A 14,242-nucleotide genomic window follows, 5' to 3' on the forward strand; every position below is an offset into this window, starting at 1 on the left:
GTGTAAGCAGCGGATGACGATTAGATGGCAAAAACGGAACGCATCGTCCCAATTTCGCAACGAGGCGTGGCATACTGCCCATGATCAAAATGCATAGCTGGAGCCAACATGTCGCGTAGCGCCCTGCCTTTTCATACCGTAGAAACGTTTCTGATAACCGCGAGGCATCTCAACCTAACCCATGCCGCACAGGAGCTATGCCTGACGCAGGGGGCAGTCAGCCGACAGATCGCCGCGCTGGAAAACTGGTTCGGCTTCCCGCTATTTGAACGCCACGCCCGGGGCCTGCGACTGTCGCCGCAGGGCAGCGCGCTTTATCCTGAGCTACAGTCGGCATTTGGCCGCCTGTTAACGGTAGCCGAGCAGGCGCGCCAGCAGCAAACTGTCGTGCGCCTGAAAGCGCCTACCTGTGCGATCCGCTGGCTGGTGCCGAAACTACTGGAGATAGAACGACGTTATCCGGAATTGCAGGTGGCGTTGACCACCACCACCGAGCATAGCGTCAACTTTAAGACTGAGCCCTACGACGCGGCGATTATCTTCGGCACCCATCAAAGCGCCGGCGACTTGCTGTTTGAAGAGGCCCTCACGCCGGTGGTCAGTCCCGATACGCCGTGCGATCCCCAGCTATCAGGCATCACATTTCTCCATCCGACGCGCGATAAAACCGACTGGCTGCTGTGGCTTGCGCACTTCCCGCATGAAACTGCGCTAAAAATGCATAAAAACCAATATTTCGACACCATGGATCTCGCGATTACCGCCGCGATGCAGGGGCTCGGCGTCGCCATGGCGGACGAAACGGTGGTTGCCGGGGATCTGCGCACCGGGCGACTATGTCGCCCCTTCTCGCTTAGCGTCAAAACCGGCGCCAGCTACCGGCTGGTTGTTCGCCGCTCGCAAAGCAAGGCCGACGGGCTGGCGCGCTTTCGCGCCGCGCTGGTTAATCCAGCGTCACATGATGCTTCATCACCCGGCGGAATAGCGCCAGCCGCGCGCGCATAAAGCGGTTCTCAACTTTAAAGCCCGCGCGCTTGTTGAGGCCGATACGCAATAAACGGTCCCGTCCGCGCTGGCAGGCTGGCCAGCGCACCGGGCCGGTTAACTCACTGCACTGATTGCCCGCCTGACGGGCAAAATTAACCCAGTAGTCGGCGACCTGCGCGGCGAAGGCTTGATCCGCCTCACTGGCGTACTGACATACCGGCTCGGCGCGGGTCAGGTTGTCAAAAACGTAAACCACTTCGTTGCCATGCCAGGCGCCATGGAGATAAGTTTCATGTTCCGCTTCGGCCACATAGTCAAACCAGTAGCGCCAGCACGGTTGCCCGAGACGCTGCTGCGCCTGCATGACAACATACCCCAAAGTCGTGAACGCCATATCGCGACACACTTCCCGCCCTAACGCCTCATCGCCTTTAACGCCGGGATACAGTAGTTTAATCAGCCCAAGGCCAAAACGGCGTTCGCGACGCAGTTTTTGAATCTGACCGGCAATATCGACGCCAAATACCGCCATCACGCTGGCCTCATCGCTATTGGAGCCAATCATCACCGGCATCGCATGCTGACGTCCCTTAAAGAACGTGTCGAGCATGGGCTCCGGCAGCACCGCATCGCCGACAATCGGCGCCGGGCCGATATTCAGCGGCGCAGTCAGCGCCCAAAAGGCATCAGCGGGGATTGCCCGCAGCTGTTCCGCACTGGCATCGGCAAGAGAAAAATGTTCCGCCAGCAGCTTTCCCTTGGCCAGCGCCTTTTCCCGCGGTAAATCCGGTAAGGTATAACCGCTTTGCACGATCGCTTTATGGAACAATCCCTTCGCTTTCGGCGACGCCATTAACGACAGGACGCTGCGCGCCCCCGCGGATTCGCCGAACAAGGTGACATTGGCGGCATCGCCGCCGAAGACGTGGATATTATCCTGCACCCAGCGCAGCGCGGCTATCTGATCGAGCAGTGCAAAATTATACAACCGCTCGCCCTCTTCGCCTTCCAACGCTGGATGGGCGAAAAAGCCGAGGTGTCCAAGACGATAGTTCACGGTGACCACCACCACCTCGCGGCTGGCCAACGCGCTACCGTCGTAGGGCGGCAGACTGCCGGCGCCGATGGTGTAGCCGCCGCCGTGCAGCCAGACCATCACCGGGAGCGGCTGCGAACGGGCGGCGGGCGCCCACACGTTGAGATAGAGACAGTCTTCGGAAAAACGGCCAGGATCGCCGCCGCCCAGTTCACGACAATATTCGATATCCTGCCAGCTGGCGGCGGAAAAGGTATCGGCCTGACGCACGCCCTGCCAGCGCTCTGGAGGCTGCGGCGAACGCCAACGCAGCTCGCCTACCGGCGGCTGCGCGTAAGGAATACCACGCCAGATATGGATCCCCTGTTCACGGGTGCCGGATAACGTGCCCTGCCGCGTTTTCACCAGCGGCGTAGATGAATTCTGCATAACAACGTCCTTTTGCAAGTTATGCCATGCAGAGTACCGATTTTAGAGCAGACCGCAACGGCGTTTACTCCGCTCCTCCGCCTGTTGGTATAACTCGAACTCATCGAGGACCTCGCAGCCTAACGCCGCTTCAAAAGCTTCACGGCTGGCGTTACCGTGACTGCGGGCCTGCGTTTCGTTGCCCAGATTCGATTGGAAGATCCCCGCCGCGCTCACCGGTAAAAAATCTTCATAAACAATCGGCTGCGCGACTACCCAACCACGTTCGATCAGCGGTTGCGGATCGTCGCCGGGGCCAAAAGCATGGCGATGCGCTTCCCCCGCAGGCGTCAGGCGATAGCGAAACCACGCCAGCCCCTGCTGACGCAGCAGAAATTCGCTGTCAGGAAATTCGCTAAAGACCTCCTGCAAATGGCGCTGATGATTAAGGTTGTCTTTACCGACCCCGGCCTCATTCAGTAAGCGGTCATACAGCGCTCGTCCTTTCGGCGTCAACGCGACGCCGCGTTGCTCAATTTCGCCAAAGCGCGCGCTGTGTGTGCCTTTATGTTCACCAGCAAACATCACCGGTTCTTCCAGCGCTTTAAAACTGGTTTGCCGCAGTAAAATCGGCACCTCGCGGCGCGGCGGCCCCTCAATGAGCGCTTTCGGTTCGATACCACATTGCGGCATCAGCGCCTGAACCCGATCGATATCAAGAGTGCGCGGCGTCAGATGGTTAATGTGGCAACCGGGGAAACAGACCACATCGGCAATCAACCGGTGCTCATTATGCAGCGCGTGATAGGTTTGCTCGTCAACGGTGGCATGACGGTGCCAACGGAAAGTTTCCAACGCTTCGGTGACGAATTCACGCGCTTCTGCAGCCGTGAATTCTCCTCGATCTTCGTGTAACGCAATGAGTTCACGGCAGCGAGGCGTAAAGATATCGCGACGGGCGAGAATATCCGCCGCTCGCTGGCGCAGCGCCTCGTTGCCGATCAGTTCAAGGCGCAGCAATGAGGTGAAAACGCGAAACGGGTTACGCGCCAGCGCCGCGTCATCGACCGGGCGAAATGCGGTGGAGTGAACCGGTACCCCAGCCTGCGACAGATCGTAATAGCTAACGGGATACATCCCCATAATGGCAAACATGCGACGCAGGGTCGCCAGTTCTTCCGCCGTTCCCACGCGGATCGCGCCGTGGCGCTCAACGTTCAGCCGTGCCAGCTCGTCGGCATTAGCCAATTGTTCATGTAATTTCGGGTTATGTTCCAGGACCGCCAGATTCACATCCGCCACCAACTCCAGGAGGGTTCCATATTGCGGAACTTCCTGCTGGTACATTGCCGACATAGCCTGTGAAAAGTTCTCCCGAATCTCATCAGCCGTGATGGTGTTCGCCATGATGTCTTACCTCCAGTGAATACTTCCTGGAGTGTAGGAAAGCGCGTTAAGAGTGGCGGGAAGAATTTACAAACTGTGATGCGGATAACCTGCTACCGCGTTTCGCCTGCACAAATCATAACCAATGGTTATGAAAGATTAGATTTAATTTCACTTTAAATTAACAAAACATTTACAGAGACTGTTTCTGGCGACATTACAACAACATGCCTCTCTTCCGATTGATGGAGTACCCTATGAATAATAAATGGTCACCGCGCGAGGTTGTACATCGCGATTACAATAGCCATCCGCCGGCGCTGGCGCCGGGATATAAAACTAGTGTGCTGCGCTCGCCGCGTAATGCCCTCATCTCCCTGCAAAATTCACTTTCTGAAATTACCGGTCCGGTGTTCAGCAGCGACGACCTTGGCCCGCTGGATAACGATCTCATCCTCAACTACGCCAAAGACGGCCTGCCGATTGGCGAGCGAATTATTGTTCACGGTTACGTGCGCGACGGCTTTGGCCGACCAATGAAAAATACGCTGGTGGAAGTGTGGCAGGCCAATGCCGGCGGCCGCTACCGTCATAAGAAAGACCAGTATCTGGCGCCGATTGACCCCAACTTCGGCGGCTGTGGACGGGTGCTGACCGATGAAAACGGTTATTACTGTTTTCGCACAATCAAACCCGGCCCCTATCCGTGGCGTAATCAGGTTAGCGACTGGCGCCCGGCGCATATTCACTTTTCGCTCTCCGGCGATGCCTGGGCGCAGCGGCTGATTACCCAAATGTACTTTGAAGGCGATCCGCTTATTAAACAGTGTCCGATTGTCAGAACCATCAATAACGATGATGCCGTGCGTACCCTGATTGCCGAGCTGGATACCCACGCCGCCGTGCCGCTCGACAGCCTGGCCTATCGTTTTGACCTTGTGCTGCGCGGGCATCGCGCCACGCTGTTCGAAAATCGTACTCAGGGGGCCGCCCAATGAAAGACTATTTAGCTGAAACCGCCTCGCAGACTGCCGGGCCTTATGTGCATATTGGTCTGGCGCCGGACGCTGCAGGGTTTCATATTTTCGAAAAAAACTTCGGCCCCAACTTAGTGAGCGCGGAAACCAAAGGCCAACGTATTACGATTGAAGGCCGGGTTTTCGATGGTTCCGGAACGCCGGTACGCGACGTGCTGCTGGAACTCTGGCAGGCTAACGCCGACGGGCGTTATAACCATCCCGACGACCGTCAGCAGAGTAAGACTCTGGACCCAAACTTCCGCGGCTGGGGGCGCACGTGTTCAGACTTTGCATCCGGCGTCTGGCGCTTTCAAACCATCAAACCCGGCGCGGTCGTCGGCCGTGACGGACGCATGATGGCGCCGCACCTCAATCTGTGGGTGGTGGCGCGGGGTATCAACATCGGCCTGAATACGCGGATGTACTTTGCTGATGAGCAGGCGGCAAATGAACAGGATCCGGTACTGAATCTGATTGAATGGGAAGTTCGCCGCCAGACGCTTATCGCGCAACGTGAAGTGCGTGGAGATGAAGTCGTCTACCGCTTTGATATTTATTTACAGGGCGATAAAGAAACCGTGTTCTTCGATATTTAATTTCCCACCAAAACATCCTTTTTTCCAGCCCCGCCGAGTGCGGGGCTTTTTATCGCGCCTGACAGAAATGACTTGTAAGACAATAAGATCAAATGTTAATAATATTTTGCTAACTAGTTATCAAAATTAAACAACTTCGCTTGCTACCGAGACAGCTCTGTTTTTAACATCGATTATGGAAAAAAATGGTCTCTTCAGTCAGCGCATTCGCTTGCGCCATTTACATACTTTCGTCGCCGTCGCACAACAGGGAACCCTGGGGCGGGCGGCAGAAACCCTGAATCTTAGCCAACCTGCGCTATCAAAAACGCTCAACGAGCTGGAGCAGTTGACCGGTACCCGTCTCTTTGAGCGCGGGCGGCTTGGCGCGCAGTTGACGCTGGTTGGCGAACAGTTTCTTACCCACGCGGTTAAGGTGCTGGATGCCCTCAATACCGCAGGCCAGGCTCTCAATCGTAAAGAAGGCATGAATAGCGATGTGGTGCGGATTGGCGCCCTGCCAACCGCGGCGCTCGGTATTTTACCTACGGTGATTGGTCAATTTCATAAACAGCAAAAAGACATCACCTTACAGGTCGCCACCATGAATAACACCATGCTGCTGGCGGGGCTAAAATCCGGCGATGTCGATATTGGTATTGGGCGCATGTCTGATCCGGAACTGATGAGCGGCCTCAACTATGAACTGCTGTTTCTTGAATCGCTAAAGCTGGTCGTCCGCCCCGGCCACCCGCTGCTGCAGGAGACGGTAACGCTCAGCCGGGTGATGGAATGGCCGGTGGTGGTCTCACCGAAAGGGACAATTCCGCGGCAGAACGCGGAAACGCTACTGCAAAGCCAGGGTTGTAAAATTCCCCCCGGCTGTATTGAAACGCTGTCGGCCTCGCTTTCACGCCAGCTCACGGTCGATTACGACTATGTCTGGTTCGTCCCTTCCGGCGCGGTGAAAGACGACCTGCGTCGCGGTTTGTTAACCTCATTACCTATCGCCACCGAAGGCGCCGGCGAGCCGATCGGTATTCTTACCCGGGTGGACGCCAGCCTGTCGCAGGGGGCGCAAACTCTACTGAGCGCGATACGCAAATCCATGCCTGGCTGACTCTCAGTGGCCGTTACCCCGAATCAGCACATTGAGGTAACGGCACCGCTACGTTCATTCTTCTGCCACTTAATATATACATCGCGCTAATCAATTAGTGCGAAATCATTCATTAACATTTGCGCTCATTTCATTAACAGATTTATCATAGCCATGATTTCACCATTTGGTTCATGTGAAATGAATTCATCTTTTGAAATCACATTTATGAAGCTTTGAACAGCTTCACTCAAAAGCAATTTCAATTTGCACTTGATTCATTTGGTACACGCCTGGCAAGGGGTGGTATAAGGAGACAACATGGCTACGGGCAACGTGCCGCGCGGATTCCCCCGGATCCTGCAGTGGCTACTCGCCGGACTGATGTTAATCATCGGTCTGGCAATCGGCATTTTAGGCGCCAAACTGGCAAGCGTCGGCGGCACCTGGTATTTCGCCATTATGGGACTGGTGATGGTTATCGCCTCCCTGCTTATTTTCCGCAATCGGCGCGGCGGCATCGTTCTTTATGCCGTCGCCTTCGCGGCTTCCATTGTTTGGGCTATCAGCGACGCCGGCTGGACCTACTGGCCGCTGTTCTCACGCCTGTTTGCGCTTGGCGTTCTGGCTTTTCTGTGCGCCATTGTTTGGCCTTTTCTTTCCAGCGCACCGGCAAAAAAAGGCGCGGCCTTCACCCTCGCGGGCGTGCTGGCCGTGGTACTGCTGGTCAGTTTTGGTTGGATGTTTAAATCCCAGCCGCTGGTCAGCGCCAGCGAACCCGTGCCGGTAAAACCGGTACAGCCAGGTGAAGAACAAAAGAACTGGCAGCACTGGGGTAATACCACTCACGGCGACCGTTTCGCCGCGTTGGATCAGATCAATAAAAACAATATCAACCAGCTACAGGTTGCCTGGATTGCCCATACCGGCGATATTCCGCAGAGTAACGGTTCCGGTGCGGAAGACCAGAATACGCCGCTGCAGATTGGCGATACGCTTTATGTTTGTACGCCATATAGCAAAGTCCTGGCGCTGGACGTCGATAGCGGCAAAGAAAAATGGCGCTACGACTCGAAAGCGACGGCGCCTAACTGGCAACGTTGCCGCGGTTTAGGCTACTACGAAGATAGCCAGGCGCAGGCTAATGCCGTGGCCGGGACTCAGCCTGCCGCCTGTGCCCGCCGCCTGTTCCTGCCGACTACCGATGCGCGCCTGATCGCAATCGATGCCGATACCGGTAAAGCCTGTGAAGCATTTGGTGAACACGGTACCGTCGATCTCAGCGTCGGAATGGGGGAAATCAAACCTGGTTATTATCAGCAGACCTCTACCCCGCTGGTGGCCGGTAACCTTGTTGTCGTTGGTGGTCGCATCGCGGATAACTACTCCACCGGTGAACCGCCGGGTGTAGTTCGCGCTTTTGACGTGCATACCGGTAAACTGGCCTGGGCCTGGGATCCGGGTAACCCGCAGCTGACCGGCGTACCGCCGGAAGGACAAACCTACACGCGCGGGACGCCGAACGTCTGGTCCGCGATGTCTTACGATGCCAAACTGAATCTCATTTATCTGCCAACCGGTAACGCCACGCCAGATTTCTTCGGCGGCGAACGTACGGCGCTGGATGATAAATACAGCTCATCAATCGTTGCGGTCGATGCCGCCACCGGTAAAGTGCGCTGGCATTTCCAGACCACCCATCACGATCTGTGGGATTTCGACCTGCCTTCGCAACCACTGCTGTACGATCTGCCGGACGGTAAAGGCGGTACGACGCCGGTACTGGTGCAAACCAGCAAGCAGGGCATGATCTTCATGCTTAACCGCGCGACGGGTGAACCGGTGGCGAAAGTGGAAGAACGCCCTGTCCCGGCCGGCAACGTCAAAGGTGAACGCTACTCGCCGACGCAGCCCTACTCCGTCGGCATGCCGATGATCGGCAACGAAACGTTGAAAGAATCGGATATGTGGGGCGCCACCCCGGTTGACCTGCTGCTGTGCCGTATTCAGTTCAAAGAGATGCGCCATCAGGGTGTCTTTACACCGCCGGGTGAAGACCGCTCCTTGCAGTATCCGGGCTCGCTTGGCGGAATGAACTGGGGCAGCGTGTCGGTCGATCCGAATAACGGCCTGATGTTCGTCAATGACATGCGCCTTGGACTGGCTAACTACATGGCACCGCGAGCGAAAGTGGCTAAAGATGCCAGCGGTATCGAAATGGGTATCGTACCGATGGAAGGTACGCCGTATGGCGCAATGCGCGAGCGTTTCCTGTCGCCGCTGGGCATCCCCTGCCAGAAGCCGCCGTTCGGTACCATGTCGGCGGTTGATCTGAAAAGCGGTAAGCTGGTCTGGCAGGTTCCGGTAGGTACGGTAGAAGATACCGGTCCGCTGGGTATCCGCATGCATATGCCGATCCCTATCGGCATGCCAACGCTGGGAGCTTCGCTGTCTACCCAGTCTGGCCTGCTGTTCTTCGCCGGCACCCAGGATTTCTATCTGCGCGCCTTTGATACCGCCAACGGCAAAGAGATTTGGAAATCTCGCCTGCCGGTGGGCAGCCAATCCGGCCCGATGACCTACGTTTCACCGAAAACCGGTAAGCAGTACATCGTTATCAACGCCGGCGGCGCGCGCCAGTCTCCGGATCGCGGCGATTACATCATCGCTTACGCTTTAGCGGATAAGCAGTAAAACACAGGCCCCGTTCACCACGGGGCCTTTTACTTTTCCTGTTTCAGATTTCATTTAGATGTCAGATCACCTGCATTTGTTACTATGGATGGCAGATTTTATCCCGAGGACAATCAAGGAGAAGGAACTCATGTCTATAATGAAGGGCGCAAGTGCGATGATTTTTGCCTTACTACTACAGGGCTGTATCCACGACGAACCTAAGCAACTTTATCGCCATGACTATGTGCTGAAGGATCCTGACACCGGCAAGCCTATGCCCTATTTCCCTTATCAAATCACGACGCCAGACGGCAAAGTGTTTAAGGGTATAACTGATAAAGACGGCGTAACCGTCGAAGCATTTTCCACCGAGCCAGGGGAATTCATGCTGAGCATGATCCCGCCATTTGAACTGTAAAATTCGCCCTGAATCCTGCTGTTAATGTTTTATTACGCTATGTTATTATTGCGAATGGTTATCAATAAAACATCATAAGGATAAAGATGAAAGGAGCCTCCCGCCGCCTGATGTTTGGCGCTTTTTTACTGATAGCGACAGCCTCGGCCCAGGCGCTGAAAGCGCCAGAAGTGGATTTACGCGACCCAACGTTGTGGGAAGAGAAAAAGGTCAATCCGTTAAACGATATCTCGGTACCCTGCGAAGTGGCAAACGGCCCGGATTGTCCAATCTGGGAAGATCAAAAGTCCGATATTCAGCGTGAGAGAGAACGGCGGGAGCAGAAACGATGGCAATCCGGCTATGAACACTGGCGCAAGTATTAACATAACCTGAAGTCAACCCGGGCGATAAATAGCCCGGGTTTCGCTATCAGCAATACTTAGTTATCACCGAAGTGAATAACCGTACGAATCGATTTACCTTCATGCATCAGATCGAAGGCTTCGTTGATCTGGTCGAGCGGTAACCGGTGGGTGATAAACGGATCGAGGCGAATCTTACCCGCCATCGCGTCTTCAACCATCCCCGGCAGCTGGCTACGCCCTTTGACGCCGCCGAAGGCGGAACCACGCCATACCCGGCCGGTGACCAACTGGAACGGACGGGTTTTAATTTCCTGGCCGGCGCCCGCCACACCGATGATGACGCTCTCACCCCAACCTTTGTGGCAGCACTCCAGCGCCGCGCGCATGACGTTGACGTTGCCAATACATTCGAAACTGAAATCAACGCCGCCGTCGGTTAGCTCAACAATCACGTCCTGAATCGGTTTGTCGTAGTCATTCGGATTGATGAAGTCGGTAGCGCCCATCTCCCTGGCGAGGGTGAATTTATCCGGATTAGTGTCGACCGCCAGAATGCGTCCGGCCTTCGCCTGTACCGCCCCCTGAATCACCGCCAGGCCAATACCGCCCAGCCCGAAGACAGCGACGCTGTCGCCCTCTTTTACCTTCGCCGTGTTATGTACCGCGCCGATACCGGTGGTCACGCCACAGCCCAACAGACATACTTTTTCCAGCGGCGCCTGCGGGTTAACTTTTGCCAGCGAAATCTCAGCACAGACGGTGTATTCGCTGAAGGTGCTGGTGCCCATATAGTGATAAATCGGCTCGCCGTTATAGGAAAATCGCGTGGTGCCATCCGGCATCAAACCTTTCCCCTGGGTGGCGCGAACCGCCTGGCAGAGGTTAGTTTTGCCAGACTTGCAGAATTTGCATTCGCCGCACTCGGCGGTATACAGCGGAATAACGTGATCGCCAGGTTTCAGGCTGGTCACGCCCTCTCCGACTTCAACGACGATACCGCCGCCTTCATGGCCCAAAACCGCCGGGAACACGCCTTCCGGGTCGTCGCCAGAGAGAGTAAAAGCATCGGTGTGGCAAACACCGGTGTGGGTGATTTTGACCAGGACTTCGCCTTTCTTTGGCGGCGCGACGTCAATCTCCACGATTTTTAACGGCTGGCCGGGGCCAAAGGCAACTGCTGCACGTGATTTCATACTGTCCATTCCTCGTCGTGATTTTACTTTAAATAGGATCGTAGCAGGTGACCGACTTCCGCCATGCGGGCGGCGCGTTGGTCCGGGGTGGTATCGCCGCTAACCAGTTCATCCTGCAGATGCATCTCCACCAGCTCGCCCATCAAACCGTTGGCGGCGCCGCGAATGGAGGCAATCTGTTGCAGGATAGTCATGCAGGGTTCGCCGGACTCCAGCGCACGTTCCAGCGCTTCAACCTGCCCGCGAATACGGCGTACGCGGCTAAGCGCACGCTTCTTGTCTTCTGGTGAATGTGGCACGAGAGGCCCTCCATATCATATAGGGGGGTATACTATATTTATTTAACTAAAGTGGCAAATTGAAACGCCGCTAACAACCATAGCATAGCGGCGCAAGTTTACCGTTAATCGAGAGTGAGGCTCATGGCTATACAGCGTAGCTCGGCGTTGGCCATTTTCGAATAATGACTCTTTTCACCATGTGAAACAAAGCCATGGCGTAGATAAAAGCCCGCCGCATTGGGGGTCGCCTCAAGCGTAATGGTTTCGAGCCCCCGTCGGCGAGCTTCGGCAATAACCGCCCTCATGATCAAATCCGCGCATCCCTGCCCGCCCCACTCCGGCAGCGTAAAGATCGCTTCCACGCTTAAGGACTCAATATCGAGATAGCCGGTTGCGACGGGTTGGCCCAGCCTATTTTCCACGATATAAAACGGATTATCGGCAACGGCGTGACGATACCCTTCGGGCATCAGTTCCGGCGTCCAGGCGTGAATCACTTCAGCGCCATAGCTTTGACGACAGCCATGGCGAATCGCCTGATTACGGATATTCCACAACGCAGGGGCTTCATCGGGTACCGCGCGTCTCACTCTCATCACTACTCCTTTATCTTTTTTATGGCGTCGCTCGTGGACGGCTGGCCTTCATCGGGATGCGCGATACCACCAGCGCCCCCAATACCAGGAACCCGGCCACGAGGTAAAAGCCGGCGTTAAAGCTGCCGGTTAAATCCTTCAGCCAGCCGAATAACAGCGGACTCATGGCCGATCCCATATTACCCGTCGCGTTAATCACCGCAATGCCGATCGCTCGTGAGCGCAGGCTGATGGACTGATCTGGCGTGGTCCAGAAAATCACCATCGCCGCATAGGCCCCTGCCGAGGCCATAATTACCCCCAACAGTTGCATCACGCTATTTGCCCCGTGCGCCGCCAGCATCCAGCCCGCGGCGGCAAACAGATAGGGCAATAACGTGTGCAGCTTACGTTCCTGTAAGCGATCAGAACGTTTACTCCACCAAATCATCGCCACAATGGTACAGATATGTGGTACGGCGCTAAGCAAGCCGATGGCGATATTGCTGCTGCCCTGGTTAAAGCTTTTGAGGATCAGCGGCGTCCAGACGCTGAGCGCGCTTAAGGTATTACAGAGAAAGAAATAGGCCAGCGTATACATCAACACCACCGGGGTGAAGACGTCGCGCCAGAGGCTGCCTTTCCCCTGCTGCAGGGCGCTCAGGCTGGCGCTACCGTTCGGTTGCACCAGTCTTAGTTTGTCCCTCTCCATCATCTCGCTAAGGCAACGTTTGTCCTCATCGGTGAGCCATTTGGCCTTTTGCGGACTGTCGTCAAGATAGAACCAGACTACCGCCCCCAACAACACCGATGGGAATCCTTCCAGCAGGAATAACCACTGCCAGCCTTTAAGCGTCAGCATGCCATCCATACTGAGAATATAGCCGGAGACCAGCGAGCCCAACGCCATCGTCACCGGCATGGCAATCATAAACAACGCATTGGCGCGCGCCCGGTAGTACGCCGGAAACCAGTAGGTTAAGTAGAGTAGAAGCCCTGGAAGAAAGCCGGCTTCGGCAATCCCCACCAGCATGCGCAGCAGATACAGGCTGTTTGGCCCGGTCGCAAACATGGTCGCTGTCGATGCGATTCCCCACACCACCATAATGCTCGCAATCCAGCGGCGCGCGCCAACGATCCCCAGCATGATGTTACTGGGAATACCAAAGATGACGTACATCGCATAGAACAACGTCGTCGCGAGGCCGAACATGGTGCTACTCAGCCCCAAATCCTGGCTCATGGTGAGCCCGGCAAAGCCGATATTGATACGATCAAGAAATGAAAAGATAAAAAGCAGAAACAGAAAAGGAATTAAGCGACGGAACAATTTATTGATCACCACCTGTTCGCGCGGGCTCAAGCGTTCAGCGCCCCCCGCATCGGCGACAGGAGGGGAAGTGGCCGGTATATTATCGGTCATGTCAGGTTTTCCTTTTGCTCATCGGTATTGAAAATGCAGGCGTTTTAGCCAATGACGCTGCGGATACCGCTGAACGTGGCTGGGTGTCGTTTCGACGACCTCCCGGCTGGATTCAATCCACCGCACTCAGATTCTTATAGAACCTTTCATTTCAATTAGACATTTTTATTTACAATATTGATACAAATTTGCAGCATAAGTAACATTTCATGAATCATTTATTGGCGAGTTACGGAAACAAAAAACCCGCCGGTGGGCGGGTTCAGGAGTGCCGGGCGTGATACTCAGCGCTTGCGCGGCATCATGCGCAGCAGCGTATTATCTTTCCATAAATAGTGATGCAGCAGAGCCGCCAGCGCGTGCAGGCCAATCACGAAATAGCCGATATTGGCAATTAAGCCGTGCAGCCCCTTAAGGCTGTCGACCAAAGCGAAGTTGCTTTGCGCCGCAAAGGGCATCGTCAGGCCGAAAGCAAACCACGGGTTACCGCGGTAATACATCATTACCATGCCAATCGCCGGTAGCGCGATAAACAGCAGATATATCACCAGATGGCCAAGATGGGCGAAACCGGTCATCATCGGCGAGGGTTTAGGAACAATCGGCGGCGCCGGAGACTTCAGGCGCACCAGCAGTCGTGCAATCATCAAGACAAAAATGGAAATGCCGCAGGAGACATGGATCATGTTTATCACCGGACGGTCGCTGCGCGGGAAGAAACCGCGCAGTTCCATCGCCGCGTAGGCGACGACAACCAGTAAAAAAACCAGCCAGTGAATTCCTATCTGCAGGCCAGAATATTTATCGCGCATGAATAAA

The 14,242-nt window shown here is 55.4% G+C and carries 14 protein-coding genes; 7 read left to right on the forward strand and 7 right to left on the reverse strand.

Annotation, left to right across the window (positions count from 1 at the left end; translation table 11 throughout):
* Nucleotides 1-108 precede the first annotated feature (108 nt).
* Nucleotides 109-1,005 (forward strand): LysR family transcriptional regulator, encoded by an 897-nt coding sequence (locus tag ABLV08_RS02510; protein WP_348855512.1) that lies wholly within the window; start codon nt 109-111, stop codon nt 1,003-1,005.
* Here ABLV08_RS02510 and ABLV08_RS02515 read toward each other — a convergent pair.
* Nucleotides 944-2,452: a carboxylesterase/lipase family protein gene (locus ABLV08_RS02515; RefSeq protein WP_348855514.1), complete on the reverse strand. Its 1,509-nt coding sequence runs from the start codon at nt 2,450-2,452 to the stop codon at nt 944-946. The genes ABLV08_RS02510 and ABLV08_RS02515 overlap by 62 nt on opposite strands.
* Before the next feature lie 42 nt (nt 2,453-2,494).
* Nucleotides 2,495-3,838: a VOC family protein gene (locus ABLV08_RS02520; protein WP_015705582.1), complete on the reverse strand. Its 1,344-nt coding sequence runs from the start codon at nt 3,836-3,838 to the stop codon at nt 2,495-2,497.
* Between the two features lie 236 nt (nt 3,839-4,074).
* On the opposite strand from ABLV08_RS02520, the gene pcaH reads away from it, so the two are divergent.
* The 6 genes from pcaH to ABLV08_RS02550 all read left to right on the forward strand — a co-directional run bounded on the left by pcaH (nt 4,075) and on the right by ABLV08_RS02550 (nt 9,969).
* Nucleotides 4,075-4,815, forward strand: coding sequence for a protocatechuate 3,4-dioxygenase subunit beta (gene pcaH, locus ABLV08_RS02525; protein WP_020078656.1), 741 nt, complete (start codon nt 4,075-4,077; stop codon nt 4,813-4,815).
* Nucleotides 4,812-5,432, forward strand: coding sequence for a protocatechuate 3,4-dioxygenase subunit alpha (gene pcaG / locus ABLV08_RS02530; protein ID WP_015366377.1), 621 nt, complete (start codon nt 4,812-4,814; stop codon nt 5,430-5,432). The genes pcaH and pcaG overlap by 4 nt, the downstream gene beginning before the upstream one ends.
* 175 nt (nt 5,433-5,607) lie before the next feature.
* On the forward strand, nt 5,608-6,531 hold the full coding sequence (locus ABLV08_RS02535; protein ID WP_015366376.1) for a LysR substrate-binding domain-containing protein: 924 nt from the start codon (nt 5,608-5,610) through the stop codon (nt 6,529-6,531).
* 300 nt (nt 6,532-6,831) lie between these two features.
* Nucleotides 6,832-9,204: a glucose/quinate/shikimate family membrane-bound PQQ-dependent dehydrogenase gene (locus tag ABLV08_RS02540; RefSeq protein ID WP_348855515.1), complete on the forward strand. Its 2,373-nt coding sequence runs from the start codon at nt 6,832-6,834 to the stop codon at nt 9,202-9,204.
* A gap of 130 nt (nt 9,205-9,334) precedes the next feature.
* Entirely contained in the window at nt 9,335-9,604 is a 270-nt protein-coding gene (locus ABLV08_RS02545; protein ID WP_032712631.1) for a hypothetical protein, read from the forward strand.
* Nucleotides 9,605-9,690: 86 nt separating this feature from the next.
* Complete coding sequence (locus ABLV08_RS02550; protein ID WP_032711749.1) at nt 9,691-9,969, forward strand: hypothetical protein; 279 nt, start codon at nt 9,691-9,693, stop codon at nt 9,967-9,969.
* Between the two features lie 56 nt (nt 9,970-10,025).
* Here the strand turns inward: ABLV08_RS02550 and ABLV08_RS02555 are convergent, their stop codons facing one another.
* From ABLV08_RS02555 to cybB, 5 genes are all read right to left on the reverse strand, one after another.
* Nucleotides 10,026-11,144, reverse strand: coding sequence for an S-(hydroxymethyl)glutathione dehydrogenase/class III alcohol dehydrogenase (locus ABLV08_RS02555; protein WP_015366371.1), 1,119 nt, complete (start codon nt 11,142-11,144; stop codon nt 10,026-10,028).
* Nucleotides 11,145-11,167: 23 nt separating this feature from the next.
* Nucleotides 11,168-11,443 carry a metal/formaldehyde-sensitive transcriptional repressor gene (locus ABLV08_RS02560; protein WP_015705585.1) on the reverse strand — a complete coding sequence of 92 codons (276 nt, stop codon included), beginning with the start codon at nt 11,441-11,443 and terminating at the stop codon, nt 11,168-11,170.
* A gap of 104 nt (nt 11,444-11,547) precedes the next feature.
* Nucleotides 11,548-12,021 (reverse strand): GNAT family N-acetyltransferase, encoded by a 474-nt coding sequence (locus ABLV08_RS02565; protein ID WP_032711750.1) that lies wholly within the window; start codon nt 12,019-12,021, stop codon nt 11,548-11,550.
* A gap of 19 nt (nt 12,022-12,040) precedes the next feature.
* A complete protein-coding gene (hpaX, locus tag ABLV08_RS02570) occupies nt 12,041-13,423 on the reverse strand; it encodes a 4-hydroxyphenylacetate permease (protein ID WP_149270939.1) in 1,383 nt (460 codons plus the stop codon).
* Nucleotides 13,424-13,707: 284 nt separating this feature from the next.
* Nucleotides 13,708-14,235, reverse strand: coding sequence for a cytochrome b561 (gene cybB, locus ABLV08_RS02575; RefSeq protein WP_049052749.1), 528 nt, complete (start codon nt 14,233-14,235; stop codon nt 13,708-13,710).
* Between the last annotated feature and the right edge of the window lie 7 nt (nt 14,236-14,242).

The sequence above is a fragment of the Klebsiella sp. CN_Kp088 genome (genome assembly GCF_040064335.1).
GTDB classification, from domain to species: Bacteria; Pseudomonadota; Gammaproteobacteria; order Enterobacterales; family Enterobacteriaceae; genus Klebsiella; species Klebsiella aerogenes.